The sequence below is a fragment of the Polaromonas sp. P1_F2 genome, from assembly GCF_056405735.1.
This window is the reverse complement of sequence record NZ_JBFUBN010000010.1, coordinates 1-25608: the sequence shown is the minus strand read 5'-3', so window position 1 is coordinate 25608 and position 25608 is coordinate 1. Positions and strand designations below refer to the sequence as shown.

Genomic DNA, 25608 nt, shown 5'->3' with positions numbered 1-25608 from the left:
TTAACGAACCTCGATGGTGACGCGCCGGTTGCGCGGCTCGTCCACTTCGTCGGCCGTCGGCACGGCAAGTTCGCGCTCGCCCCGGCCGGCCGCCTCGATGCGCTCAGCCGGAAACTGGCGTTCGGCCAGCATCTGGCGCACCTGCCGCGCGCGCTCAGCCGACAAGGCGTCGTTGCTGGCGCCCGAGCCCACGGTGTCGGTATGGCCGGTGATCACCATGTCGCCGCCGCTGCGGGCCAGCGCCGCGGCCAGCACTTCCTCAAGGACCTTCTGCGATTCGGCCGTGAGCACCGTGCCGCCCGCGTCGAAATACAGCGTGTAACGCTGCGGCCGGGGCGGCGCCATCTCAAACAAGGAGCGATGCTCGGCCTGCACCTTGGCCGGATCGGCTTGGTCCAGCCGGGGTGCGCCGGCGGCGCCCGATGCCGCAGTGGCGCGGTGGTAAGGCTGGCTCAAGGTGGTTTCGGCGCCGGGGCCGGCTTTGGCGCGAACCACCACGGCGGACGACGCGCCGCTCTCCTGCGGCAGCAGCACCACGCGCGTGCCGGTCGTGGAACAGGCCGCCAGCAGCAGGGCCAGCGAAAGAGAAAGAAAACGGCCGCTCATGGCTGCTCGTCCGCTTGCACGATGAAGTCGGTTCCGCGCACGCCGACGAAGGCGAACTGCGTTTCGATGCGCACCGCTTCCGGGTGCGACTTGCCGAGCAGGCCGGTGATCATGCGCAGCGAGCCCTTGAGCAGCGAGGCCAGCAAGTTGCCGTCATGAGTGGTCGCGTCAAAGCTGAAGGCCTTGAGTTCCATGTGCGAGGACGGCCCGACCACCAGCGTGGTGCCGTCGCGCAACACCACGCTGGCGGCGGAATCGGGGCCAGTCGTGATGCGCCCGCCGGGCAGCAGCGCGTCGCCGGCCTGCGCCGGGCGTACCGCGGCGCCGGCGGCTTCCTGCAGCTGCACGCTGCCTTTCAGGGTCTTGAGGAAGCCTGCCTGCCGGGTGAGGACTTCAACAGGGGTGGGGACCAAAGCCGCCGCGGCGATATTGGGGACTTCGGGGACGGAGGGTGGCGTGGGCGTTGTTGCCGACGGGGCCTGCGCATGCGCGCCGGCCACAGCCAGCGTCAGCGCGGTGGCTGCGATCAGATGCGGAAAAGTCATTGTTGTACTCCCGCGGCCATTGTCGCATTGGCGACGGGGGTTCCCGATGCGGGCCGCGGCTCAGGGTGCGGGTGAGGCCAGCGGCTTGCCTTTTTCCACGACGTAGACGCCCACCAGCTTGATGGGCACGGCCGCGTTGTTGTGGGCGTCGTGCACCACGCCGGCCGGAATGACAAAGGACTCGCCGGCCTTGACCTGGCGCGGCGGCTGGCCGTCGATCAGCAAGGTGGCCTCGCCTTCGAGCACGTAGCTGATCTCATCGCCGGGATGCGTGTGGCGGCCGGCCTTGGCGCCGGGGGCCACGTCGACGCGCGCCACCACGGCCTCACGACCGGGCACGGACACGTCGGCTTTGCCGACCAGGGTGCGCGTAAGGCCCGAGGCCTGCGCGAACAAGGCGCCGGCCGAGACGGCCAGCACGGTGCCCAGCACCAGGGCCACACTGCGTTTCTGGATTTTCATGGGTGATTCCTCAGGAGTTGTTCAAGCTTGGATTGGGTTGCGCACAGAGGCCTGCGGCGCGCACCCATCCTAGCGGCCGCGCCCGGCGCCGGCCTTGGGAACAACCCTTGGCGCGCGCGCCGCCGCGGCCCGTCGTTCACAATAGCGCCATGAGCTCGATCGCCCTCCAGGCCCTGACGCCGCAGCGCATGCTGCTTGCCTCCGTGGCCGTCGCGGTGCTCACCATTGCCCTGAAGACCGCGGCCTGGTACATCACCGGCTCGGTGGGGCTGCTGTCGGATGCGATGGAGTCCTTCGTCAACCTGGCCAGCGCGCTGTTCGGCCTGGCGATGGTCACCATCGCGCAGAGGCCCGCCGACACCGACCATCCCTACGGCCACCACAAGGCCGAGTATTTTTCATCCGGCTTTGAAGGCGCGCTGATCATAGGCGCGGCCGCGGCCATCATCTGGGCCGCGGCCCATCGCATCCTGAACCCGCAGCCGCTGGAGAAAATGGGCTGGGGCCTGGCGCTGGCGGTGGGCAGCTCGGCCCTCAACGGTCTGCTGGCCTGGGTGATGTTTCGCGCGGCCAAAGCGCACCGCTCGATCGCACTCGAGGCCGATGCCAGGCACCTGGTGACCGACGTATGGACCTCGGCGGGCGTGGTCGTGGGCATAGGCGCCGTGATGCTGACGGGCTGGCTGTGGCTGGATGCCGTGGTCGCGATTGGCGTGGCCATCAACATCCTGTGGGAGGGCTGCCAGCTGGTGTGGCGCTCGTCGCAAGGCCTGATGGACGAGGCCGTGGAGCCCGAGGTGATGGCCGAGATCCAGAAGGCGCTGGACGGCTTTGCCCATCCCACCATCCGCTTTGACCACCTCAGCACGCGCCGCGCCGGCCAGCGGCGCTTTGTCGACCTGCACATGCACATGCCGGCCAACTGGTCACTGGGGCGAGCCGCCGCCGTGCGGGCCAGCGTCGAGCAGGCATTGATGAGCGCCGTGCCCGGACTGCGTGCCACCATCCAGTTGTTGCCCAGCGACGTGGAAGCGCATTTTGACGATGAGGCCGACCTGATCTGAATTCTTCTTCTCTGTTTTCTTTCTTCTTTCTTCTCTCCCCGATAATTTTCGGATTCCTTTTTGCCCAGGAGTTCTTCATGAAACCCATAGTGAGACTTGCCCAGGCGATTGCCTGTGCATTGCTGCCCCTCGCCGCGCAGGCCGCTGAGATCGCCATCCTCAGCGCCGGCGCCATCGAGCCCGGCCTGAAAGCCGCGGCGGTCGCGTTTGAAAAACAGACCGGCCACAGCGTGAAGATCAACTTCAACACCGCGCCCGAACTGAAAAAGCGCATGGAGTCCAACCCGGCGTTTGACGTGGTGATCGCGCCGCCCGCTGTCATCGGCGAGTTCGCGGCGGCCAGCAAGCTGGCCGAGACACGCGCCAACGTCGGCCGCGTCGGCATGGGCGTGGCCGTGCGCGACGGCGCCGCGGTGCCCGATATTTCCAGCGCCGAGGCGCTCAAGCGCTCGGTGCTCGCCGCCGACTCGCTGGTGTTCAACCGCGCGTCCACCGGCCTGTACCTCGAAGGCCTGCTCAAGAAGATGGAGGTCTACGCGCAGGTCGAGGGCAAGACCACGCGCTATCCCGACGGCGCCGCCGTGATGGAGCATGTCATCAAGGGCAAGGGCAACGAGATCGGCTTCGGCGCGATCACTGAAATCCTGCTCTACCAGGGCAAGGGCCTGAAGTTCGCCGGCCCGGTGCCGGCCGAGGTGCAGAACTACACCTCTTACACCGCCGCGCCGCTGGCCTCGGGCAAACAGCAGGCGCTGGCCCAGCAGTTCGTGAGCTTCCTGTCGGGTCCGGTAGGCAAGCCGCTGTTCGTCGCGGCCGGTGTAACCGACTGATGAAGGCGCTGCTTCAGCGCGTGGCCGAGGCCCGCGTGGTGATTGCCGGCGAGACCGTCGGCCAGATCGGTTCCGGGCTGCTGGTGCTGGTCTGCGCCGAACGCGGCGATGCCGAAGCGCAGGCCGACAAGCTGCTCGCCAAGATCCTCAAGCTGCGTATCTTCTCGGACGAGGCCGGGAAAATGAACCTGTCGGTGCAGGACGTCAAAGGCGGCCTGCTCGTTGTGAGCCAGTTCACGCTGGCCGCCGATGCCTCGGGCGGCAACCGGCCCAGCTTCACCGGCGCGGCGGCGCCCGAGGAAGGCAGGCGGCTTTACGACTACTTTGTGGCCCAGGCGCGGACGCTGCATCCGCAGGTGGAAACGGGACGATTCGCCGCCGACATGCAGGTGCACCTGGTCAACGACGGGCCGGTGACCATCCCGCTGCGGATTGACCCGCCAGCCTGTCCAGGAGAGGCTGGGGTATAAATCGGCAGATAAATGGTCGGCAAGCGTTTCCCCAAGGCCGCCCCAACACCGCAAATTCTTTAGGTTGCCCATGATCCGTTTTGTCGTCGCCACTCGCAGCAGTTTCGAAAATTTTTTCACCGATACGGCCACAGGCCGGACACTGGCTTTGTACTATCGCCTGGGTGGCATGCAGGTACGTGTGTTTGAAAAGAACACCGCCGGCCTTCCTTCGGTGTACAACCAGGCCATTGAAGAGTCGCGGGAAAACCCGGCACTGCTGGTTTTTTGCCATGACGACATATGTCTGAGCGACTTTTTCTGGGCCGACCGTCTGCGCGAAGGTATCCAGCACTATGACATCGTGGGCCTGGTTGGCAACCGGCGCCGCGTGCCGCGCCAGCCGAGCTGGGCCTTTGTCGATGACAAGAACACCTGGGACGCCCCCGAAAACCTTAGCGGTGTGGTGGGCCACGGCAATAGCTTCCCGCCGAGCAAGCTACACATCTTTGGTCCGTCGGGCGTACCCGTCAAGCTGCTGGACGGCTTGCTGATGGCCTGCGACAGCGAGCTGCTGATCAAAAAAAACCTGCGCTTTGACGAGCGCTTTGATTTCCATTTTTACGATCTCGATTTTTGCCGCCAGGCTGAACAACTGGGTCTCAGCATGGGCACCTGGCCGATTTCCGTGATGCACGAAAGCGCCGGCGGTCATGGCCCCTCCTGGGAAGCTGCCTATGCGGTTTACCTGGAGAAATGGCAGTCTTGAGGAGACTCAGGCCTTCAAGACCTGAAATTCAGCGATAGGGATTAGCGAATCCCAGTCCCGCCAGGATGCGGATCTCTTCCGCCTCCATGGCCTCGGCATCTTCCTCGCCGGTTTCATGGTCCCAGCCCTGGGCATGCAGCGTACCGTGCACCAGCAAATGCGCGTAGTGGGCCTGCAGCGTCTTTTTGTTCTCTTTCGCTTCTTTAGCCACCACCGGTGCGCACAGCACCAGGTCTGCGGTGACCACCGGTTGCTGCGTGTAGTCGAAGGTCAGCACATTGGTGGCGTAGTCGCGCTGGCGGTAGTCGCGGTTCAGCGCCTGGCCTTCTTCGGCGTCCACGATGCGCACGGTGATCTCGCCGTCCTGCGCGAGCGCGTGGCGTATCCAGCGGGCCACGCCGTGGCGCGGCAGGGCTGCGCGGTGGCGCGCGGCGTTCTTCAGGTCGCTGAACTGCAGCGACAGGCTCAATTGCTTAAGAGCCATTGCGGCTCCTGGCGCCGGCACGGCGGGCCGGCGCGGGTTCGGCGGCGCCGTCCTCCGCAGCGGCGGCCACGCCCGGGGATTTGTCGTAGGCATCGACAATGCGCGCCACCAGCGGATGCCGCACCACGTCGGCGCTGGTCAGGCGGGTGATGGCGATGCCCTTGACGCGCTTGAGCACGCGCTCGGCATCCACCAGGCCGCTGAGCTGCGTGCGCGGCAGGTCCACCTGGCTCACGTCGCCCGTGACCACAGCCTTGCTGCCGAAGCCTATGCGCGTCAGGAACATCTTCATCTGCTCGGGCGTGGTGTTTTGCGCCTCGTCAAGGATGACGAACGCGTGGTTCAGCGTGCGGCCGCGCATGAAGGCCAGCGGCGCGATCTCGATCTGCTGGCGCTCAAAAGCCTTCTGCACGCGCTCAAAGCCCATCAACTCATGCAGCGCGTCGTAAAGCGGGCGCAGGTAGGGGTCCACTTTCTGGCTCAGGTCGCCCGGCAGAAATCCGAGGCGCTCACCGGCTTCGACCGCGGGACGCGTCAGCACGATGCGCTGTACGGTGCTGCGCTCCAGCGCATCGACCGCGCAGGCCACGGCCAGGTAGGTCTTGCCGGTGCCGGCCGGGCCGATGCCGAAGGTGATGTCGTGCGTGGCGATGTTTTCCAGGTAGGTGCCCTGGTTGGTGGTGCGGGCGCGCAGGTCGGCGCGCCGGGTCGTCAGCGCGATGCCGCCGTCGGGCGCGGTGCTCAGGGCGGTGTCGCCGGCCAGCATCAGCTGCACGGTTTCGGGTTCTATGGGCCGCTGGGCGATTTCGTACAGGGCCTGCAGCACTTCCAGCGCCAGCGTCGCCTTCACCTTGGTGCCGTCGATCTTGAACTGCTCGAAGCGGTGCGCGATCGTGACGTCCAGCGCCGCCTCTATGGTGCGGATGTGGCTGTCCATGGGGCCGCACAGGTGACCCATGCGAGTGTTGTTGGGCGGCGTGAAGGTGTGGCGAAGAATCAAGGGCGGGCTTTCCGGGAGAGGTTGCACCAGGCGTGGCCGGCTGGATACAGGCAGATGGGTGATTGTCTCTCCAATATCAAGGCGGCGGGGCCTGCCGGTTTTCATCCCTCCCGGGGGCGGCGGCGCTCCTTACGGCACCCACCAATAGCGCAGTGCATGGAAGTAAATGGGCGCGGCGAACACCACCGAGTCCAGCCTGTCCAGCATGCCGCCGTGGCCTTCTATCATGGTGCCCCAGTCCTTCACGCCGCGGTCGCGTTTGATGGCCGACATCACCAGGCCGCCGAAAAATCCCATCATGCAGACGGTGAGCGCCATCAGCGACGCCTGCCAGGGGTTAAAGGGCGTCGCCCAGTAAAGCGCCGCGCCCAGCGCGGTGGCGCTGGCCACGCCCCCGACCAGGCCTTCCCAGGTTTTGGAAGGTGACAATTCGGGCGCCACCTTGTGCTTGCCGAAAAGTTTGCCCCAGACATACTGCAGCACATCGCTGCCCTGCACCACGATCACCAGGAAGGCGATCAGGAGCAGGTTGCGTCCCTCAAAGCCGGGGATCTGTAACGTGAGCAGCGCCGGCACATGGCTGATGCAGAACACGCAGATCATCAGGCCCCATTGCACTTTGGAGGTGCGCTCCAGAAAGCGCTTGGTGTCGCCACCCACCGCCGCAAGTATGGGCAGCACCAGGAAGGCATAGACCGGGATGAAGATGGAATACAGCCCGTACCAGTCGATCCAGATCAGGAAATACTGCACCGGCAGCGCGATGAAGAACGCCACCGCGATCGCAACGTGGTCGCCGCGCCGCGTGTAGGCCAGGCTCATGAATTCGCGCAGCGCGTAAAAGGAGATCAGGTAGAACAGCACGATCACGCCGCTCCTGCCGCAGGCAAAGGACAGGCCGATGACGCCTATCATCACCCACCAGGCGTTGACGCGGGAGTTAAGGTTGTCGATCACCGAATGCGGCTCGCCGCGCGCGATGCGCCACTTGAGCAGTGCGCCTATGCTGGAGGCCAGCAGCAGCACGCCGAAGACACCGCCGAAAAGCATCAGCGTGGTTTGGGTAGAGGGGGAAAGGTTCATGGCGTCGTGTCCTCCGCCCGGTCGTATTCCGGCCGCAGGTCCAGCATGGCAGCGCGCGCACGCGCGATGAAGGTGTTTTTGTCTTCGCCCTCGGCCAGCGCTATGGGTACGCCGTAGCGCACGCTGCAGGCCAGGGGAATGGGCACCAGCGCGCCCTTGGGCAGCACGCGCTTGAGATTCTCTATCCAGACCGGCACCAGCCGCACCTGCGGGCAGGCGCGCGCCAGGTGGTAGAGCCCGCTTTTAAGCGGCAGCAACACGTCGTCGCCGGTGTTGCGCGTGCCTTCGGGAAACATGATGAGCGAATCCCCGGCGAGCAGCGCCTCGGTCATCTGCCCGACCGGGTCGGAGCCGGCCTGGCCGCCGGCACCATCGCGCCGGATCATCAGCGCATTGAACACGTCATTGCCGATAAACCGCCGCAGCGCCGAAGTTTCCCAGTAATCCTGGCCCGCCACCGGCCGCGTGATGGCGCGCAGGTCCGCCGGCAGCGTGGCCCACAGCAGCACGAAATCGCCATGGCTGGTGTGGTTGGCGAAATAAAGCGTCTGCTCCGCCTTGGGCGTCGTGCCTGCCCAGATGGCGCGCACGCCGGTCAGCAGCCGCGCCGCCAGCACGATCAGCCAGGCTGATGCGGCCGCCGCCAGGCCTAAACCGCTTTGAGGGGATCTACTCATGAAAACAATTCCTTTGGGGGGTGATGCGCGTTCAGCGCAGGTCCTGGGTCAGCAGCGCCAGCAGGAACAGCCCGCTCTGGCAGGCCACGGCAATGCCATGGCGCTGCAACAGCTGGCGCGCGCCCGCCACGCGGTCTTCGAGCGCGCGCGGCTGGCTATTTGCCGGGCGCAGGCCCAGGCGCTGCAATGCGCTGTCCAGGTCGCCCAGTGACGCGATGGCGCCGCCGGCCAGGTCCTTGAACAGGCCGGCATCGAAATACAGCCGGAAGGCGAGGTAGCGCTCCAGCACGCCGACCAGCGCCACCGCAGCAAAACCCATCGTGGACAGCATGGGCAATGAGCGCCCGGTGAGGGCCAGGACGGCGATTGCCACCACACTCAGGGCCAGTCCCCATGCGGCCACTATGCGGGCGGCCTGCAGCAGCCTGGCCGTGGCGGAACACAGTGCGCGATCCATGTCGTTCATGCTGCCGTCCGGCGGGTGGCATGGTCCAGCGCCTGCTGCCACGCCGCGCCCAGCACGATTTGCGGCCGCGCCTGGCGCACCAGCCCTTCGGCCTGCACCAGGCTGCCGGCCGCGCCATGCAGGCGCAGCCAGGTGATGGCCACAGAGGCACTGCGCGAAAAACCAAGGGCGCAACACACCCATACCGCCTTGCCGGCGCGGCGCTGGCCTTCTATCACGCCGGCCGCGCGCTGCAGGTCCAGCGGCGCCGGCACGGCCAGGTCCAGCAGAGGGACGCAGCGCGCGCCTTCGACGGTGGGCAATTGCAACTCCGCGCTGAGGCTGACCAGACGGGGCCGCCCCGCGGCCTCCCATTCGGCAAGCGTCGGGATGCGCCCAAGCCGCAGGCCCGGCGCGACCTCGACCGATGCCGGCAGGCGGCGCGTCCACAGCCGCGCGTTGATGGCGGCGCCCAGCCGGTACGGCGCCAGCAGCCAGCGTGCGGCCCAGCGCATGCGCCCGCGCCCGTCCATCTGGAAGCCGCGCGCGCCCAAGCCTACATAGTTCAATGCCACCAGCGCCAGCGATACGGCCGGCCAGGCGAGCCAAAGTCCCAGGCCGCCCAGGGCGAACGCCGCGGCAAGAAAAGCGATGGCCCCCAGGGCGTAAAGCCCGGCCAGCTTCCATCGCCGCGCGTCGCGCGCCAGGCGCCAGCCCCGCGGCAGCGACACTACCCGCTCAAGCGGCCACAGCCACACGCAGACCAGCCCCAGCAGCGCGCCGGTCGGAATGTCGATGAAGTGGTGCTGCCAGGTCGTGAGCACCGACGCGCAGATCGCGAAGGCCCACAGATGCAATACGGCGCGCGCCCAGGGAATGGTGACGAAACGGCGGTACCAGTCCCACAGGATCACCGCCAGCGCGATGTGCAGCGACGGGGCCTGGTTAAAGGGCTGGTCGAAACTGCGCAAGGCATTGAACAGAACGGCCGGTGCGCCGCTGACCTCCGGCTGGCCGAAACTGAAGCGCAGCGGCCACAACACAAAACAGGCCACCGCCAGGCAGGTCGCGGTCAACAGCCGCGCGCCATGCCGGTCCAGCGTGTGGCGGTCACGCGCCAGGAACAGCGACAGGGCATAAAAGACGTTGATGGTCCAGTAGGGAAAGATGGTCCACGGCCAGAACGGCAGCGAGCGCTCCCAGTCGAAGGCAAGCGTCGGAACGGCCGCGCGGGAAGCGGCCCACCAGTTGGCGAAACCGTAGGCCGCGTAAAACAGCGGCCCCAGCAGCGCCAGCCAGGCGGCCGCGCGCTTCCAGGGACGTTGCGCGAACCGGCGTGTCATGCGCCGACGCGGACCGCGAGGGAAACCGTGAAAATGCCCCATTCGTCGATGCGCTGCGCGATCTTGCGAAAGCCCGCCTCTTCCACCAACTGGTCCATTTCGGCCTGGGTGCGGCGGCGCATGACCCAGGCTTCGCCCTGGCGGTGGCTGGTGAGCGCCCGCGCGATCATCTCCAGCTGCGGATGCCAGGGCTGGCCTGTGTAGACCAGGTAGCCGCCTTCTTCCACCGCGTCGCCGACACCGGCGAGCGAGCGGCGCACCATCGCGTTGTCGGGAAACAGCTCATAAAGCCCCGACACCACAGCCACCGTGGGCCGCGGCACGACGCCCGCCAGGCTGGTACGGTCAAAGGCGTCGGCCTGCACGAACTGCGCGACACCGGCGAGCCCTTTTTCGGCGATCAGCGCGCTGCCGTCGCGCACGTTGATGTCGCTGTAGTCGCGCAGCAGGATGGAGGCCGGCTTCACCGGGCTGGACAGCGCGGCGTCAAGCACGTAGCGGCCGTGGCCTGCGGCGATGTCCATCAGCCGCACGTCACGGTGCTGCGCGGCCAGGCGCTCCATGGCCTCGCGCAGCAGTTCCTCGACATGGATCTTGCGCTGGCGTATGCCGCGCCAGCCTATCGAATTGAGGTAGGTCTTGTCGATGTTCCGGCCCAGCGGGCCCGCGCCTTCGGGCTTGTTGCGGTAAACATAGTCCAGTGTGCTGCCGGAATCAAAACCCGTGTCATGGCCCAGCTTGACGCCGCGCGAGAGCAGGCCGCCCAGGCGCAGGCTGCCGCGGGTCAGGGCCCAATAGGCGCCACGCGGCGACAGGGGTGACAGCGGCTCGGCCAGCGCGCGCGATTCGTCGGCCGTTTCGCCGCGCAGGTGGGCCTCGCGCAGGTCGACGGGCGGCGTGGGGGCGTCAAAGCGCTCCAGGATGAAGTTGCGTATGCCCAGCACCGCCGGCGCGCGGTCCCTCTCGCCCAGCGTGTCGTGAAAAAACCCGGGCAGCTCGGTCTTGGTTTTCACGGCGCTGCCCAGGCGCTCGAAGAAGCGGTGCTGGGGTTTGTGGTGCACCACCCAGTCGGCGCCGGAGATGAGTAGTTGCACCGGCTGTGTGATGGCATTGGCGTCCGCCACGATGCGGTCGGCCGCCGTGTACAGGTCCAGCAGGATGTTGACCGCGATGGGCCGCGAGATCAGCGGGTCGCTTTCGTAGCTCACGATGCGCGCGGGGTCGTGCGTGAGGAACTTCGCCTTGACATAGCTGTTGACGAAAAACAGGCCGCGCAGCTTGTGCATCAATGCCAGCCCGGCGCGCGCGAAAGGCACGTAGAGCTTGACCTTGAAAGCCGGTGAGGCCAGCGTCAGGCCGCGAACCTTGGGCGCATAGTCGTGCGCCCAGGTCGCGATCAGCACCGCTCCCACGCTTTGCGCGATGACATGGATGTCGCGCTCCGGCACGCCGTGCGCGCTGCCGATGTAGTCGACAAAGGTTTGCACGTCGCGCACCGAGGTCGCGAAGCTGGGGCTGTAGCCGCGCTGGCCCGGTGAGCGGCCGTGGCCGCGCGCATCCCAGGCGAAAAAGTCGAACTCCGGAAGGTTGAGCTCATCCACCAGATGCGCCATGCGCGCGCCATGCTCGTGGCCGCGATGGAACAGCACGACGGCGCCGCGCCTCGGGCCTTGCGTGGCGGGCCAGTGCCGGTAAAACAGGGACTGCCCGTCATGCGTGCTGAAGTGGTGTTCGTCGGGGGTGCGGGAAGTGCTCATTCAATCCTTGGGGTTGTTGTTGGCATGGGTCGCAAGAGTTTTTGCCTCAGCCACGGCCAGGCGTGTCCGGTTGGCAATGGTCCAGGCGATGAGGGCGGCAAGCAGCGGTATCAGCCAGGCGGTCCATGCCGGCAGGGGCCAACCCGATGCGACATAAAGCGCCAGCGCGCCGAACACAAAAGCCCGGTCGCTTTTTCCGAGCGGACCGTCGTAGCGGCGCGATGCGCCTATGGTGGGCCCGAGCGCGCCCGCGAATTCGCTGAGGCCGGCCAGCACGATCACAGTGCCAACCCAGAAGGGGCTGAAAGGCGCCACCAGGGCAAAGGGCAGGTAAAGCGCGGCATCCGACACAACGTCGGTCAGCTCGTTGAGAAAGGCGCCCAGGGGGCTTTGCTGGCCGTGCTCGCGCGCCAGCATGCCGTCGATGGCATTGAAGCCCATGCGCACGAGCATCCACAGGGCAATCAGGCCGAAAGCAAGCGGTGAAGGCTGCGCGAAGAAAAGCCAGAGCCCCAGGGCCGTTGACATCACGCAAGCGGCCAGCGTGACCTGGTTGGCAGTCACGCCCAGGGCGTGCAGCCATTCCACCAGAGGCCTGAGCAGGGCCTGAAAACGCGGCTTCAATCGATAGATCGACATTTCTTTTGACTCCCCCTCTTTCGCCGGATTCTATAGATGACTGCGTTTTCACGGGAACTCTGGAATTCCGGCCGGATCCGCAAGCCTCCCGGCGCTTCCCTGGCGGTGGATCCTTCGTCTGGTGTGGGAACAGGCGCGACTGATAAGATTTGCCCATGATTGGAAGACTCTCAGGCCAGCTGGCCGAAAAAAATCCCCCGGAAATCCTGGTGGACTGCAACGGCGTCGGCTACGAGGTGCTGGTGCCCATGAGCACCTTCTACAACCTGCCCGGCCTGGGCGAAAAAGTCAGCCTGCTGACGCATTTTGTGGTGCGTGAAGACGCGCAAATCCTCTACGGCTTCGGCAGCGCCACCGAGCGCGCCGCCTTCCGCCAGCTGATCAAGATTTCCGGCGTCGGCCCGCGCACCGCGCTCAGCGTGCTCAGCGGCATGAGTGTCGAAGAACTCTCGCAAGCGGTGACCCAGCAGGAGGCCGGCCGCATCATCAAGGTGCCCGGCATCGGCAAAAAAACCGCCGAGCGCCTGCTGCTCGAATTGAAGGGCAAGCTGGGCGCCGACATCGGCGTGCAGGTCAGCGTGGCTAACGATGCCCAGTCCGACATCCTGCAGGCCCTGGTGGCACTGGGCTACAGCGACCGCGACGCCGCGCTGGCGCTCAAGGCCCTGCCCAAGGACATAGGCGTGAGCGATGGCATCAAGCTGGCGCTGAAGGCATTGGCGAAATAGCCGATAAAGCACCATGAGTATTCAGACCGACGATTTTTCTCCGGGCGACTTTCCGCCCGCCAAGCGCGTGATGTCGGCCGCGCCGGCCTCGCCCGGTGAGGAGGCCATCGAACGCGCGCTGCGTCCCAAGCTGTTCGACGAGTATGTGGGCCAGACCAAGGTGCGCGACCAGCTCGAGATCTTCATAGGCGCGGCCAAGAAGCGGAAGGAAGCGCTGGACCACGTGCTGCTGTTCGGCCCGCCCGGCCTGGGCAAGACCACGCTGTCCCACATCATCGCGCACGAACTCGGCGTGAACCTGCGCCAGACCTCGGGCCCGGTGCTCGAAAAACCCAAGGACCTGGCGGCGCTGCTGACCAATCTCGAAAAGAACGACGTCCTGTTCATCGACGAAATCCACCGCCTGAGCCCGGTGGTGGAAGAAATTCTTTACCCCGCGCTCGAGGACTACCAGATCGACATCATGATCGGCGAAGGCCCGGCGGCGCGCAGCATCAAGCTGGACCTGCAGCCCTTCACCCTGGTGGGCGCCACCACGCGCGCCGGCATGCTGACCAACCCGCTGCGCGACCGCTTCGGCATCGTCGCGCGGCTGGAGTTCTACACCCCCGACGAACTCGCGCGCATCGTCAGGCGCAGCGCCAAGCTGCTCAACGCGCCCATGGACGAGGAAGGCGGCTTTGAGATCGCCCGCCGCTCGCGCGGCACGCCGCGCATCGCCAACCGCCTGTTGCGCCGCGTGCGCGACTATGCCGACGTCAAGGGCAGCGGCCACATCTCGCTGGACATCGCCAACAAGGCGCTGGCCATGCTGGACGTGGACCCGCAGGGCTTTGACGTGATGGACAGAAAACTGCTGGAGGCTGTCATCCACCGCTTCGACGGCGGGCCGGTGGGCCTGGACAACATCGCCGCCAGCATCGGCGAGGAACGCGACACGATCGAGGATGTGATCGAGCCCTACCTGATCCAGCAAGGCTATCTGCAGCGCACGCCGCGCGGGCGCATCGCCACGCTGGCCGCCTACCGGCACCTGGGCGTGGCGCCGCCGGCCAGCGGCAACGATATGTTCAACGCCTGAATATGGGACAGTGGGTGGCCCTGTCGACGGCGGCAGACCCGAAGGCGGCCTGGACGAAATCCAGTGCCGAGCAGCGCTTCTTCAACTCAACGGGCCTGGGCGTGACGGTGGCGGTCATGCTGGCCTATGCCCTGAGCGGTGTGGTGTTCGGCTACCTGCCTTTGTTTGTGCTGGAGGGCTTCGCCATGCTGCAGGGAACGGCCGCGTGGCTCGGTGCGGCCGGGACCACGCTTCTGGCGCTGGGATGGGCCACGCACCTGGTGCAGCGCCATTGGTCGAGTGCCTCGCCGGCTGCGTGCACGACGTTTCGCTACATCTGCTACGTCGCCGTGGCCACCTGCGTGTGTGTCCTCGCCCTGGCGGAAGTGTCAGGCGGTCCCCTTTCCAGACTTCGATGGAGCGGGCTGGCACCCACGTCAGAGTGGCTGTTTGCGCCTCTGCCCTGGATATGGCAACAACTGCTGCCGCTGGGATCGCCCAAGGTGACGGGAAAGTTTTTTTTCGCGGGCGGCGCAAGCTTTGCGCTGGCACTTTTCTTCCTCAAAATCGAGTGGCGAAGGGCGTTTATGTTTTTCTTTGGCGTGGCCACTTGCATCATGGGGTTTTATTTCCTGGGCGATGCCGCGCTTGACTACAGCGCGGCACGTGGCCTGCCCGGCGCGTCACCGGACTATGCCAAGGAGCTGAAAACCAACCCGGGCCGCTACAACGCCTGGAATTTTCTGTCCTGGCTGGGGGCGCTTGCCTGCCTGGCCTATGGGGTGCTCATGGTGTCCATATCCCTGGTCATCCACGCGCATGACGTCGAAGCCTTGGCCGCGAGATCATGACGCCACGGTTTAGCTTCAGGCTTTTTCCTGCATTTGCGGGCCGGATGTCTGCCGCCCTTCTGGGCTTGGCGTGCGCGCTGGCCGGCTGCGCAACCACCAGCAACCCGCCCACACCGCGCACACCCAACCCGGCTGTGCCGCTGGCGGCCACTTCCAGCCTGCCGGAATTTCCCGAGCTGTTCAAGCAGATGAGCAAGCTCTACGCCGACCACCCGCAGGCGCCGAAGATGCAGGACGGCGACGGCATGGGGCAGAAGATTTCCATCGCTCGCGTGCGCAAGCCGGGTGCGCTGGACGCGCTGCAGGCCTGGCGCGCGCAAGGCCTGCACGGCCGCGTCGTGGTGATTGCGCTGCTGGACGCCGAGGGCAAGCTGCTTGACGCGCGCGTGCTGTCGTCCACGCATGCCGAGCTCAACGAGGCGGTGCTGCAGTCGGCGCGTGAGGCCGAGTACCGCGGCGGGCGCATCAACGGCGCGGCCTCGGCGATGTATGCCGTCTACGGCGTGAACTTCTAGAAGTAAGCCCGCAACTCAGGTCAGCGCGCCGCGCGCATCGACCCGGAAGATGCGCTGCACCGTGCCGCTGCGCAGGCCGCCCGTCACGGCGATCATCACGTCGTGCAGGTTCACGGTCGGGTCGCAGTGCCCCGGGATCAGCCACAGCATGCGGCCCAGGCCGGGCAGGCGGGTGCTATCGCCGGCGGGCCGCAGGATGCCGTGTTCGTCGCCGCCGTTGAAATACTCAAGCTCGCTTTCGGCGTCGAAGGCATGCACCAGCGGCAGGCCGGAATCGATTGCATGGCTTTTGTGGCCGGCGTCGCAGACGGCGTGGCCGCCGTGCGTGCTGATGACCTGGGTCTTGATGAAGAGCGCGTGCTCAAACTGCGGCTGGGCCGCGTCGCGCTCGTTCTTTGCGTAGTCGGCGTCCATGAACATGAAGGAGCCGGCCTGCAGCTCGCCGTAAACACCGCTGGCGGCTTCCAGCATCAGGCTGCCGGTGCCGGCGCCGGTGACCAGATCCACCGTGATGCCCTGGGCCTCGACCAGCTTGCGCGTGAGTACCACGGCCTCCACGGCCTTGGCGATGGCCTCGCGCCTTTCCTGCCCGCTGCGCATGTGCTGGGCCTTGCCGTGGTAGGCCTGCAGGCCGGCAAAGCGCAGGGCCGGGTGTTTGCGGATTTCCAGCACCAGCGTGACAGCGGCGGCGCCGGGCTCGACCCCGCAGCGGCCCTGGCCGACGTCGATTTCGACGAACACGTCGATCACGGTGGCCACGCCGGTGGCGCTGCGCGCTTCGGTCATGGCCTGCGCCAGGCGGATCACGCCTTCGGTGCTGTCGACCGCAATGGCGAGCCGGCCGCCCAGGGCCGCGAGCTTCTGGGCAAGGGCAGCCACGCGCGCCAGCTTGGCGGGGGCGATGACCTCATTGCTGATGTAGACGTCGGTGACGCCGCCGGCCACCATGATTTCGGCTTCGGAAGTCTTCTGCACGCAGACACCGACCGCTCCGGCGCGTACCTGCATCTTGGCCAGCGTGGCGCTTTTGTGCAGCTTGGCATGCGGGCGCCAGCGGATGTTGTGCTTTTTGGCGAACTCGGCCATGCGCGCGAGGTTGCGCTTCATCGCATCCATGTCGATGACCAGGGCGGGGGTGTCGATGTCGTTGACCGGCTTGCCGATCAGCTCGGCCAGGCGGGTGGGCAAGGTGCTCATGAGGTGCGTCGTATCTCTTCGGGTCTTTATTGTGCGCTCAGCGGGTTGCGGGCTCCGCCGCCGGGAACTGCGCCGGGATGAGCGCTGTCGTCCAGTGTGCCATCGTCCAGGTGTTGGGTGTCAGCCCAGCCGACGAGCGTAAAGCCTTCGGGTGTCCAAAGGAGGCGGTTGATGGCCGCATTGCCAAGTTCCCAGGTGCGCGGCGCCTGGATTTCCAGTCGCGTCGCAGCGCGGTAAAGCACGTCCATTACGCCGCCGTGGCCGACCATCGCGATCAACTCGCCCGGGTGGGCGGCCGCCAGGCGCTCGGCCGTGGCGACCACGCGGCTGCGCAGGGCGATCAGGGATTCGCCGCCGGCGGGCGCGAATTCGGGGTCGCGCTTGCGCCAGCGCATGGACTGGTCGGGCAGCAGGGCCGCGATCTCGGCAAAGGTTTTGCCCTCAAAGTCGCCGAAGCCGCGCTCACGCAGGCCTTCCTCGCGCGTCACCTCCATACCCTGGATGCGGGCCAGGTACTGCGCGGTTTCCCAGGCGCGGGTCAGGTCGCTCGCATAGATAGCGCTGATGGGCTCGTCGGCCAGCGCCAGTGCCATGCGCTCGGCCTGCTTGCGGCCGGTTTCGTTAAGCGGGATGTCAAGGTGGCCCTGGATACGGGTGTCCACGTTCCACATGGTCTCGCCATGGCGTATAGCAATAATGCGCGTAGGCTCCATGGTCATGAAGCCCCCACGTTCGCCCACTGCGTGTGGCTCTCTGCCCCCCGAGGGGGCGCTGCGCCTGCGGCCCGGCGAAGCCGGTTCCGCGGCCCTGGCTGATTGGGAACTGCTTTGCGAAGTGAAAGGTTTGGGGATCGCATCATCGAGGAATCTCTACATTGATTCGGCGCGTGCCTGGTGGTGGTTGCGGAAAGCCGCGCAGGGCCGAGTCCAGCATGGCGGGCAGTACGGCCAGGGTGTCACCCCAGACACCGTCGTGCAGGGCGCGCGTTTCAAAAGCGACCTGGTTGGTCCGCAGGTCGCGCATCACGATGCTCAGGTCGCGCTTGAAATAGGGTGGTTCGGCAATCCCGCCGCCAATCGGAAACGACAGGCCGACCGAGGTGCCGCGGCTACCGCCGCCCACAAATACACCGGTTCCAAAGCCAAAGCCGCCGTAGGGACTGTAGCCATAAGGCCCGCGGTCGACGATCTGGGTGTTGGCCGTGATTTGCACGCTGTACCTCGCGGCGGGCGGGTTGAGCTCCATCCCCACTTTGGCCAGCGCGGTGCGCGCCAGGCCTTCCACATGATCCTGCGAGCTGCCCGCGGCCTGCTGCGAGGGCAGGCGCTCAAAGCGATAAGGCGTGGCTGGCGCGGGAGGCGGGCCGTTCCAGTTGTAGAAGGCGGTGACGTCACTGTCGACCACGCGCACGGTGGAGCAGCCCGTCATCAGCAAGGCCATGGCGGCGATGGAAAGAATCACTGCGAATGCGCGTTTCATAAGGCCTCCAGGGTCAGGTGTTGAAGGAAAGCGCCCTCAGCGCGAAGTGATGCCCACGACGGACAGTCCCGGCAGCGCCGGCTCGCGGAATTCCTCGGCGTCGAAGGCCTTGTCTCCGTCGGCGTCGGCCACACCGGTGGCCTTGATGCCCTTGAAGTCGTGGCGCTTGTTGTCCATCAGGTGCGAGGGCACGATGTTCTGCAGCGAGGCGAACATGTTCTCGAGCCGGCCGGGGAATTTTTTCTCCCACTCGCGCAGCATGTTGCCGACCTGCTTGCGCTGCAGGTTCTCCTGGCTGCCGCACAGCGTGCAGGGGATGATGGGGAATTCGCGCACCTGCGCCCAGCGCGTCAGGTCTTTTTCGGTGACGTAGGCCATGGGGCGTATCACCACGTTCTTGCCGTCGTCGCTGACCAGCTTCGGCGGCATGCCCTTGAGCTTGGCCGCGAAGAACATGTTGAGGAAAAAGGTCTGCAGCATGTCGTCGCGATGGTGGCCCAGCGCGACCTTGGTGCAGCCGAGCTCGCCGGCCACGCGGTACAGGATGCCGCGGCGCAGGCGCGAACACAGCGAGCACAGCGTCTTGCCCTCGGGGATCACGCGCTTGACGATGCTGTAGGTGTCCTGGTTTTCGATGTGGAAGGGCACGCCCAGCTTGCCGAGGTAATCGGGCAGGATGTGCTCGGGAAAACCGGGCTGCTTCTGGTCGAGGTTGACGGCCACCAGCTCGAAGTTGATGGGCGCGCGCTTTTGCAGCTTGAGCAGGATGTCGAGCATGGCGTAGCTGTCTTTCCCGCCCGAGACGCAGACCATGACCTTGTCGCCCTCTTCAATCATGTTGAAGTCGACGATGGCGCGGCCGACTTCGCGGCACAGGCGTTTTTCGAGCTTGTGGTCCTCGCGCTCTATTTTCATGCTGTTCTGCACGCGCGCGGAGCTTTCCTGCTGCTCGTACTCTGCCACCGCTTCTTCCCAGACTGCGCTCATATCGCTTGCTCCCATATCGTTCACCACTGTCCCGTCTCGACGCGAATGGCCACTTCGCAGTCGTCAAAAATTTCAAGTTTCGCGATCTTCACGCGCACGCCCAGCACGCCGGGCAGTCGCATCAGGCGATGCGCCAGCTTTCCGATCAGGCTCTCCAGCAAGTTGCTGTGCTCGGCCGTGCATTCGCTGATGATGATCTGGCGCACCTTGCGGTAGTCCAGTACATGGTGGATATCGTCGTCATGCGGCAGCAGCGGCTGTGTGCCCAGGTTCAGTTCGGCATCGACCTGGATGGGCTGCGGCGCCGTTTTTTCGTGGTCCAGGATGCCCAGGTTGGCGTCAAAACGCAAGCCGGTCAGGTTCAGGATTTGGGTGCCCCGGGTGTTGTACATGGCGCCAGTCTTGGTGGATGGGGTGGGGTGGTGTGTCAGCCGGTTCCGCCGGTTCACATCAGCGAAAAATCACGTTCGAACTTCATCAGGTGCTGGCCGCCGTCCACCAGCAGCGTGGTGCCGGTGATGGAGCGGTTTTCCAGCGCGAATTTGACCGCGGCCGCGACGTCGGCGGGCGTGGAGGAGCGGCCCAGCGGCGACAGCTTGTGCCTGGCCTCGAACTGTGCGTCGCTCAGCAAATGGCTGGTCAGCGTGAGGCCGGGTGCCACGCCGACCACCCGCACCAGGGGCGCGAGCGCCAGCGCCAGCATGGTGCCGGCCGCTTCCAGCGCGGCTTTGGAGAGGGTGTAGCTGAAAAAATCGGGATTCTGGTTCCAGAGCTTCTGGTCCAGCAGGTTGACCACGGCGCCCTGGGCGCCTTCCGTGCTTTGCGCGCCTTGCCCGCCGCGCGCCGCGATGTGGGCGTGCAAGGCCTGCGCCAGCAGCACGGCGGCGCCGGTGTTGCTGTGCAGGTGCTTGTCCAGGGCCGCGAAGCCGAAACTGGCGGCGCTGTCCTGCTCAAAGGTGGAGGCGTTGTTGACCACCGCATCGACCCGCCCCATGCGCGCGGCCACTGCCGGCAGCAGGCCGCGCACCGCGGCCTCGTCGCCCAGGTCGGCCTGGAAAGCGGCCGAGGCGCCGGCCAGCCTGGCGCAGTCGGCGACGGTGGCCGTCGCCTCGGCCTCGGAGTCGCGGTAGTGCACCGCCACCTGCCAGCCGCCGGCCGCCAGCGCCAGCGCGATCTCGCGCCCCAGCCGCCGCGAGGCGCCGGTCACGAGGACCACGGGAGGAGAAGACGGAACAGGGTTCATGGGCGGGCGTCGAGGCTCAAAAAGAAGGCAAAAAAGGTGGCGGGGCGCGGGATGAGGAGGCCGTGGGGATCGCCGACAATGGCGGGTGGTGACCCATGACCCCGACGACCGATACCCCTATTTTAACGACCGGCCTCGCCGCCCACATCGCCAAGGCCATTGAGGCCGCCGGCGGCTGGCTGGGTTTTGACCAGTTCATGGCGCTGGCCCTCTATACGCCGGGGCTGGGCTATTACGCCAACGATTCACGCAAATTCGGCCTGATGCCGGGCACCGGCAGCGATTTTGTCACCGCGCCCGAGCTGTCACCGCGTTTCGGCCAGGCCCTGGCGCGCCAGGCGGCCCAGGCCCTGGAAGCCACCGGCACGGCCGAAATCTGGGAGTTCGGCGCGGGCTCGGGCGCACTGGCGCAGCAGGTTCTGGAGGCGCTGGGGCCGCGGCTGGAGCGCTACACCATCGTGGATTTGTCGGGCAGCCTGCAGGCGCGCCAGCGCGAACGGCTGGCCGCCTACGGCGACAAGGTGCAGTGGGCGACGGAACTGCCGCCGAAGATGCGCGGCGTGGTGCTGGGCAATGAAGTGCTGGACGCCATGCCGGTCAAGCTGCTGGCCCGCCTGCAAAACACCTGGCACGAGCGCGGCGTGGTTCTGCATAAGGATGGTTTCCTTTACGCCGACCAGCGCACCGACCTGCGGCCCCCCTTTGAGGTGGAAGGCGCGCACGATTACCTTACCGAAATCCATCCCCAGGCCGAAGGCTTTGTCGCCACCCTGGCCGACCGGCTGGAGGCAGGCGCGGTCTTCCTGCTCGACTACGGTTTCCCGGAGCACGAGTACTACCACCCGCAGCGCAGCATGGGCACCGTGATGTGCCACCGCGGCCACCTCGCGGACGCCGACGCGCTGGCCGACGTGGGCAGCAAGGACATCACCGCGCACGTCAACTTCACCGGCATCGCGCTGGCCGGCCAGGAGGCCGGGCTGGAGGTGCTGGGCTATACCAGCCAGGGGCGGTTTTTGCTCAACTGCGGCCTGGTCGACGGCATGGAAGATGCGCCGCTGGAGCAGCGCGTCATGGTGCAAAAACTGGTTGCCGAGCACGAGATGGGCGAGCTGTTCAAGGTCATCGCCTTCGGCGCCAAAGGCCAGCCCGCGTGGGAATCCATGGGTTTTTCCGCCGGCGACCGCATGCACACCTTGTAGCTTGCAGTTTCGGCTGCACCGCCCTAGGCATTTGGCCGGCGCAGCGTCAGCGAGATCAAGCCGCAAAGCAGGCAGATCGCCGCCGCTGTGAAAAATGCCGCATGGTAGCCGCGCAGCAGAGCGCCGGGCAGCGCGAGGTCCCCGGCCATTGCGTGGGCCAGGGTCGCCAGCACGGCCACGCCCATCGCGCCGCCCAGTTGGCGCGCGGTGTTGGCAATGCCGGAGGCCATGCCCGCATCTTGCGCCGGCACACCGCCGGTGACGGCATGCGTGGCCGACAAGATCACCATTCCCAAACCAAAACCTGCCAGAAGCGTGGGACCCAACACCTGCGTCAGATAGTCAGCCTGCAGCGGCAGGATGCCCAGCCAGGCCAGCCCCGCAGCGGCAAGCAGTGAACCCCAGAATGGCAGCAGCCGGCCTTCGCCTCTGGCCATGCTGCGCGAGAACACCAGCCGCGCTGCGGCCAGCACGATGCCCATGGGCAGCATGGCCAGGCCCGTGTCGTGTGCGGTGTAGCCGGCGACCTGTTGCAGCACGGTGGAGATAAGGTAGATCGAGGCTGTAAGTGCGGCGCCCAGGCACAACATCAACAGGTTGCCGGCACGAAGATTGGGCAGCTGGAAGATTGACAACCGCACCAGCGGATGGGCGCTGCGCGCTTCAATGGCAAAAAAAAGGCCCATCAGCACCACTGAGGCCGCCAGGGCGCCTGCGGCGTCCGGTGAGCCCCAGCCCTGGCCCATGGATTGCGTGATGCCGTAAATCAGCGCGCTGCAGCCCAGGGTTGCGGTGACTGCGCCCGGGATGTCCAGCGGTGGGCGCTGCGCGCGGATGGGCGGGGCCAGCAAGCTGCTTGCGACACCGGCCATCAATGCCAGCCCCACCGGCACATTGACGAACATGACCCAGCGCCAGCCTGCGCCGTCTGTCAGCAAGCCGCCTGCGACCACACCAAAGGCAAAGGCCGCCGAATTCAGCGCGGCCCACAGCGACAGGGCATTGGCCCGCGCCTGTTTGTCGTGGTGCGTTGCGGCCATGACCAGCGCCATCGACGAAGTGGCCAGCACCGAAGCGCCCAGGCCTTGCACGGCGCGGGCCACCAGCATCAGCGTGCCGTTGGCGGCCAGCCCACCGGCCAGGCTGGCCAGGGTGAACAGCGCCAGCCCTGCTTGCAGGACGGGCCTGCGGCCGTAGAGGTCGCCGGCGCGGGCAGCCAGCAGCATGCAGCCGCCGAAGCTCAGCAGGTAGGCATCGACCACCCATTGCTGGGCTGCGGGCGAGAGCTGCAGGTCGCGCTGCATGGCGGGCAAGGCCACGTTCACGATGGAGCCGTCCATGACCACCATAAAGGAGGCCAGGCAAGCCAGGGCGATCACCACCCACTGTGGATGTTGCGGGCGGACGAGGGGCGGCGGAGTGGCGGCGGGGGTGCGGGAAGTGGACACGGTTATTCCTCTGGACTTGGATGAAGCGGCGCCATGCGCCGGGCAAACCAGTGTCAAAGCACCGCGGGAAAGTCTGGTAACGTTGTTTGGACTAAAAACAATGAATTTGAGCCATGCCCGCCTCTTTCACCACCGCTGCTTCCTCTGCCGCCACGTCCCAGGACACGGAAACGCCCAACCGGGCGCTGCGTGAACTCAGCGAGCGCAGCGACGGTCCCGCGCTGTTCGCGGTCTGGGGCGAAGACAGGCCGGACAGCATGTTCCAGCTGGGCACGCGCGAGACCGGTTGGCACAGCCATGTGCGCGGCCAGATCTTCTGCATCGACAACGGGCTGGTACATGTGCGTACCCGGCACGGTTCCTGGCTGTTGCCGCCGCACCGGGCCGGCTGGATCCCGCCCGGCGAGCCCCATATGGCCAGCATCAGCGGAGTGATGCGCGGCTGGAATATGGTGGTCACGCCCGAAGCCAGCCGCGGCCTGCCTGCCGTTCCCTGTGTTGTCGGGGTCAGCGAAGTGATGCGCGCACTGGTGCAGCGCGCCGTCACCTGGGCCTGGGAGGAAGAGCTCCAACCCGGGCAGGAGCGCATGATTGCCGTGCTGCTGGACGAGATGGCCCGCGCGCCGCACGAGCCGCTTCACTTGCCGATGCCATCCGACCGCCGCCTGCTGCGCATTGCCCGGGCCATCCTGGCCGGCCCTCAGGACGCGCGCACGTTGGCGCAATGGGCGCAGTGGGCAGGTTTGTCGTCGCGCACGCTCAGCCGCCTGTTTTTGGCGGAGGCCGGCATCAGCTTTGCCCAGTGGCGCCAGCAGGCCAGGCTGGTGCATGCGCTTGAGCGGTTGGCCCGGGGCGAAGCCGTCGCAGCCGTGGCCGACGCGCTCGGGTATTCCACGCCCAGCAATTTCATCGCGATGTTCCGGCGTTGCTTTGGCGAGTCGCCGGCCCGCTACTTTGCCCACCGCCGTACCGAAGGCTCTAAACTGGCCCCATGATCCGCTGGTTCATCGTCATCTTCCTGGCCCTGATGCTCATCAGCTGGTTAAGCCCGCTGCTGCAGAAGCTCGGCTTCGGCAAGCTGCCCGGCGACCTGCGTTTTCGCCTGTTCGGGCGCGAATGGTTCATTCCGCTCACCACCACCATCCTGCTGAGCTTTATCGCCAGCCTGGTCGCCAAAATTCTTTGAGGAAGCACTGCCCACCATGAAAGCCTGCATTGACCTGGGTGGTACCAAGATCGCGGTCAGCCTGATTGAAGGCGGGCAAGAACTCAGCCTGGCCCAGGCCTCGCTGGCCCTGCAGTCCCGTCGCGTGGAACCCACCGAAAAAGCCGGCCCGCCCGACACCGTCGCGCGCCAGGTGCTGCGCATGCTGGACCAGGCCTGTGAGGCCGCCGGCGTCCGCGAGCAGGACATCACGGCCGTCGGCGTGTCGTCCTGCGGACCCTTTATCGCCGTAAACGGCATGCTGGAAATTTCCAATCCCAATATCTGCGGCGGCATGGCCGGCCCGGCGCGCGGCCTGCCCAACGACTGGGTCAGCGTGCCGCTGGAAGCGCCGCTGCGCGGCCGTTTTGCCGAAAAACTACGCCTCGAAAACGACGGCATCGGCGCCCTGCAGGCCGAGCGCCGCTGGGGCGCGCTGCAGGGATACAGCCATTGCGCCTACGTGACCTGGAGCACCGGCATCGGCTTCGGCCTGTGCGTGGACGGCCGCATCCTGCGCGGCAAACACGGCAACGCCGGCCACGCGGGCCACACCTTTGTCAGCGACCAGAGCGACGCCCTGTGCGGCTGCGGCAACATGGGCGACCTTGAAGGCGTGGTCGCCGGCAACGCAATCGCACGGCGCTTTGCCGGCGCGGGCTATCCCGGCGCCTCCGCGCTGTTCGCCGCCGCGCAAGCCGGCGACGCGGCCGCGCAGGCCATCGTCGACGAACTGTGCCGCGTTCTGGGCCGCGGCCTCTATAACATGGTCGCCACCCTGGACCTGGAACGCATCAGCCTGGGCGGCGGCGTGTTCTGGAACCATCGTGACTACTTGCTGCCGCGCTTGAGTGCGCAGATCCATGGCAAGCTGCCCGCGTTGACGGATGAGTTTGAGCTGGTGCCGGCCGGGCTGGGGGAGAGGGTTGGGGATTTTGGGGCTTTGGCGCTGGTAAGTTGAGGTTGCCGGGTCTTGCGCCGACTGTCCGCGCTTCCTCTGTGCTCTTTTCTAAGTTGTGCTGGCCGGGGGTAGCCCGGCGGCTACTCACTTTTAGCGAAACCCGCAAAGCGGGTTTTCTTTTGTTCGCCAAAAGGCGCGCTACGCGCGCGGGGTTTGCTCACTTCGCGAAGCGAAGTTACGCAAACACCAAAAGTAAGCAAAAGAAAAGGCGACCCTGGTTGCTGCGTCCCTCCGCTGCGCTACGGGCAACCTGCGGTGCTCGGTCCAGACGGGGTCTCGCTAAACTCGCCTTCGGCTCAAACAACGCGATCCCTGATCCGTCTGGACCTCCGCTCCTCGGCGCATCCACAAGGGGTGGGGAGGGAATACCAATACCTAAGAAACAAGGACTCGCCACGGCGAGTCCTTGTTTGTATTTGCATTTGTGTTTGTCTTGGTTTTCTTGTCTTCGGACTGCCCCGTCCTGGCTGGGCCGAGGAGCGCAGAGACAAGCGGATCAGGGCCGGCGTTGTCTGAGCCGAAGGCGAGTTTAGCCGGACCCCGCTTGGCTCGAGCACCGCAGGTTGCCGCAGGTTGCCCG

The 25608-nt window shown here is 66.2% G+C and carries 30 protein-coding genes; 12 read left to right on the top strand and 18 right to left on the bottom strand.

The annotated features are described in order from the left end of the window. The 3 genes from AC1D0O_RS18635 to AC1D0O_RS18625 are packed head-to-tail and all read right to left on the bottom strand — an operon-like array spanning position 1 to position 1613. Positions 1 to 606, bottom strand: a complete 606-nt coding sequence (locus AC1D0O_RS18635; RefSeq protein ID WP_477654984.1) for an OmpA family protein — start codon at positions 604 to 606, stop codon at positions 1 to 3. Then, complete coding sequence (locus AC1D0O_RS18630; RefSeq protein WP_477654983.1) at positions 603 to 1151, bottom strand: FecR family protein; 549 nt, start codon at positions 1149 to 1151, stop codon at positions 603 to 605. Before AC1D0O_RS18630 ends, AC1D0O_RS18635 begins: the two co-directional genes overlap by 4 nt. A gap of 60 nt (positions 1152 to 1211) precedes the next feature. Further along, entirely contained in the window at positions 1212 to 1613 is a 402-nt protein-coding gene (locus AC1D0O_RS18625; protein ID WP_477654982.1) for a cupin domain-containing protein, read from the bottom strand. Between the two features lie 149 nt (positions 1614 to 1762). On the opposite strand from AC1D0O_RS18625, the gene AC1D0O_RS18620 reads away from it, so the two are divergent. From AC1D0O_RS18620 to AC1D0O_RS18605, 4 genes are all read left to right on the top strand, one after another. Beyond that, positions 1763 to 2677, top strand: a complete 915-nt coding sequence (locus AC1D0O_RS18620; RefSeq protein WP_477654981.1) for a cation diffusion facilitator family transporter — start codon at positions 1763 to 1765, stop codon at positions 2675 to 2677. 77 nt (positions 2678 to 2754) lie between these two features. Beyond that, positions 2755 to 3507 (top strand): substrate-binding domain-containing protein, encoded by a 753-nt coding sequence (locus tag AC1D0O_RS18615; protein WP_477654980.1) that lies wholly within the window; start codon positions 2755 to 2757, stop codon positions 3505 to 3507. Continuing rightward, positions 3507 to 3977, top strand: a complete 471-nt coding sequence (dtd, locus tag AC1D0O_RS18610) for a D-aminoacyl-tRNA deacylase (RefSeq protein ID WP_477654979.1) — start codon at positions 3507 to 3509, stop codon at positions 3975 to 3977. Before AC1D0O_RS18615 ends, dtd begins: the two co-directional genes overlap by 1 nt. A gap of 70 nt (positions 3978 to 4047) precedes the next feature. Then, a complete protein-coding gene (locus AC1D0O_RS18605; RefSeq protein WP_477654978.1) occupies positions 4048 to 4725 on the top strand; it encodes a glycosyltransferase in 678 nt (225 codons plus the stop codon). A 28-nt stretch (positions 4726 to 4753) separates the two neighbouring features. Here the strand turns inward: AC1D0O_RS18605 and ybeY are convergent, their stop codons facing one another. From ybeY to AC1D0O_RS18565, 8 genes are all read right to left on the bottom strand, one after another. Continuing rightward, positions 4754 to 5209 carry an rRNA maturation RNase YbeY gene (ybeY, locus tag AC1D0O_RS18600; RefSeq protein ID WP_477654977.1) on the bottom strand — a complete coding sequence of 152 codons (456 nt, stop codon included), beginning with the start codon at positions 5207 to 5209 and terminating at the stop codon, positions 4754 to 4756. Next, positions 5199 to 6209: a PhoH family protein gene (locus AC1D0O_RS18595; protein ID WP_477654976.1), complete on the bottom strand. Its 1011-nt coding sequence runs from the start codon at positions 6207 to 6209 to the stop codon at positions 5199 to 5201. Before AC1D0O_RS18595 ends, ybeY begins: the two co-directional genes overlap by 11 nt. A gap of 129 nt (positions 6210 to 6338) precedes the next feature. After that, the gene (locus AC1D0O_RS18590; protein ID WP_477654975.1) at positions 6339 to 7292 is read right to left on the bottom strand and encodes a phosphatidate cytidylyltransferase; all 954 of its coding nucleotides are present in this window, start codon (positions 7290 to 7292) and stop codon (positions 6339 to 6341) included. Further along, positions 7289 to 7969, bottom strand: a complete 681-nt coding sequence (locus tag AC1D0O_RS18585) for a lysophospholipid acyltransferase family protein (RefSeq protein ID WP_477654974.1) — start codon at positions 7967 to 7969, stop codon at positions 7289 to 7291. Before AC1D0O_RS18585 ends, AC1D0O_RS18590 begins: the two co-directional genes overlap by 4 nt. 31 nt (positions 7970 to 8000) lie before the next feature. Next, entirely contained in the window at positions 8001 to 8435 is a 435-nt protein-coding gene (locus AC1D0O_RS18580; protein WP_477654973.1) for a hypothetical protein, read from the bottom strand. Further along, the gene (locus AC1D0O_RS18575) at positions 8432 to 9757 is read right to left on the bottom strand and encodes a phosphatase PAP2/dual specificity phosphatase family protein (protein WP_477654972.1); all 1326 of its coding nucleotides are present in this window, start codon (positions 9755 to 9757) and stop codon (positions 8432 to 8434) included. The genes AC1D0O_RS18580 and AC1D0O_RS18575 overlap by 4 nt, the downstream gene beginning before the upstream one ends. Continuing rightward, on the bottom strand, positions 9754 to 11514 hold the full coding sequence (locus AC1D0O_RS18570) for a bifunctional alpha/beta hydrolase/class I SAM-dependent methyltransferase (RefSeq protein WP_477654971.1): 1761 nt from the start codon (positions 11512 to 11514) through the stop codon (positions 9754 to 9756). Before AC1D0O_RS18570 ends, AC1D0O_RS18575 begins: the two co-directional genes overlap by 4 nt. Further along, the gene (locus tag AC1D0O_RS18565; protein ID WP_477654970.1) at positions 11515 to 12153 is read right to left on the bottom strand and encodes a CDP-alcohol phosphatidyltransferase family protein; all 639 of its coding nucleotides are present in this window, start codon (positions 12151 to 12153) and stop codon (positions 11515 to 11517) included. A 155-nt stretch (positions 12154 to 12308) separates the two neighbouring features. Between AC1D0O_RS18565 and ruvA the strand changes: the two genes are divergently transcribed. From ruvA to AC1D0O_RS18545, 4 genes are read left to right on the top strand one after another with little or no spacing between them, the layout of a single operon-like run. After that, positions 12309 to 12881 (top strand): Holliday junction branch migration protein RuvA, encoded by a 573-nt coding sequence (gene ruvA / locus AC1D0O_RS18560; RefSeq protein WP_007867616.1) that lies wholly within the window; start codon positions 12309 to 12311, stop codon positions 12879 to 12881. 13 nt (positions 12882 to 12894) lie between these two features. Beyond that, positions 12895 to 13962, top strand: coding sequence for a Holliday junction branch migration DNA helicase RuvB (gene ruvB / locus AC1D0O_RS18555; RefSeq protein WP_411882832.1), 1068 nt, complete (start codon positions 12895 to 12897; stop codon positions 13960 to 13962). Between the two features lie 14 nt (positions 13963 to 13976). Beyond that, complete coding sequence (locus AC1D0O_RS18550) at positions 13977 to 14792, top strand: hypothetical protein (protein ID WP_477654969.1); 816 nt, start codon at positions 13977 to 13979, stop codon at positions 14790 to 14792. 44 nt (positions 14793 to 14836) lie between these two features. Beyond that, a complete protein-coding gene (locus tag AC1D0O_RS18545; RefSeq protein ID WP_477654968.1) occupies positions 14837 to 15307 on the top strand; it encodes an energy transducer TonB family protein in 471 nt (156 codons plus the stop codon). A gap of 15 nt (positions 15308 to 15322) precedes the next feature. Here the strand turns inward: AC1D0O_RS18545 and AC1D0O_RS18540 are convergent, their stop codons facing one another. From AC1D0O_RS18540 to AC1D0O_RS18515, 6 genes are all read right to left on the bottom strand, one after another. Next, complete coding sequence (locus AC1D0O_RS18540) at positions 15323 to 16504, bottom strand: DSD1 family PLP-dependent enzyme (RefSeq protein WP_477654967.1); 1182 nt, start codon at positions 16502 to 16504, stop codon at positions 15323 to 15325. Between the two features lie 26 nt (positions 16505 to 16530). Then, a complete protein-coding gene (locus tag AC1D0O_RS18535; RefSeq protein ID WP_477655121.1) occupies positions 16531 to 17217 on the bottom strand; it encodes a histidine phosphatase family protein in 687 nt (228 codons plus the stop codon). Positions 17218 to 17359: 142 nt separating this feature from the next. Beyond that, complete coding sequence (locus AC1D0O_RS18530) at positions 17360 to 17983, bottom strand: DUF4136 domain-containing protein (RefSeq protein WP_477654966.1); 624 nt, start codon at positions 17981 to 17983, stop codon at positions 17360 to 17362. Positions 17984 to 18019: 36 nt separating this feature from the next. Beyond that, on the bottom strand, positions 18020 to 18970 hold the full coding sequence (ttcA, locus tag AC1D0O_RS18525; RefSeq protein ID WP_477654965.1) for a tRNA 2-thiocytidine(32) synthetase TtcA: 951 nt from the start codon (positions 18968 to 18970) through the stop codon (positions 18020 to 18022). Positions 18971 to 18990: 20 nt separating this feature from the next. Continuing rightward, a complete protein-coding gene (locus tag AC1D0O_RS18520) occupies positions 18991 to 19362 on the bottom strand; it encodes a dihydroneopterin aldolase (RefSeq protein ID WP_477654964.1) in 372 nt (123 codons plus the stop codon). Positions 19363 to 19415: 53 nt separating this feature from the next. Then, positions 19416 to 20213 (bottom strand): SDR family oxidoreductase, encoded by a 798-nt coding sequence (locus AC1D0O_RS18515; RefSeq protein WP_477654963.1) that lies wholly within the window; start codon positions 20211 to 20213, stop codon positions 19416 to 19418. Positions 20214 to 20308: 95 nt separating this feature from the next. On the opposite strand from AC1D0O_RS18515, the gene AC1D0O_RS18510 reads away from it, so the two are divergent. Next, positions 20309 to 21415, top strand: a complete 1107-nt coding sequence (locus AC1D0O_RS18510; RefSeq protein ID WP_477654962.1) for a class I SAM-dependent methyltransferase — start codon at positions 20309 to 20311, stop codon at positions 21413 to 21415. A gap of 23 nt (positions 21416 to 21438) precedes the next feature. On the opposite strand, the gene AC1D0O_RS18505 is transcribed toward AC1D0O_RS18510, so the two are convergent. Beyond that, positions 21439 to 22863 (bottom strand): MFS transporter, encoded by a 1425-nt coding sequence (locus tag AC1D0O_RS18505; RefSeq protein ID WP_477654961.1) that lies wholly within the window; start codon positions 22861 to 22863, stop codon positions 21439 to 21441. Positions 22864 to 22976: 113 nt separating this feature from the next. On the opposite strand from AC1D0O_RS18505, the gene AC1D0O_RS18500 reads away from it, so the two are divergent. From AC1D0O_RS18500 to AC1D0O_RS18490, 3 genes are read left to right on the top strand one after another with little or no spacing between them, the layout of a single operon-like run. Beyond that, entirely contained in the window at positions 22977 to 23858 is an 882-nt protein-coding gene (locus AC1D0O_RS18500) for an AraC family transcriptional regulator (protein WP_477654960.1), read from the top strand. Then, positions 23855 to 24049 carry a DUF2905 domain-containing protein gene (locus AC1D0O_RS18495; RefSeq protein WP_477654959.1) on the top strand — a complete coding sequence of 65 codons (195 nt, stop codon included), beginning with the start codon at positions 23855 to 23857 and terminating at the stop codon, positions 24047 to 24049. The genes AC1D0O_RS18500 and AC1D0O_RS18495 overlap by 4 nt, the downstream gene beginning before the upstream one ends. 16 nt (positions 24050 to 24065) lie before the next feature. Beyond that, entirely contained in the window at positions 24066 to 25028 is a 963-nt protein-coding gene (locus AC1D0O_RS18490; RefSeq protein ID WP_477654958.1) for an ROK family protein, read from the top strand. Positions 25029 to 25608 lie beyond the last annotated feature (580 nt).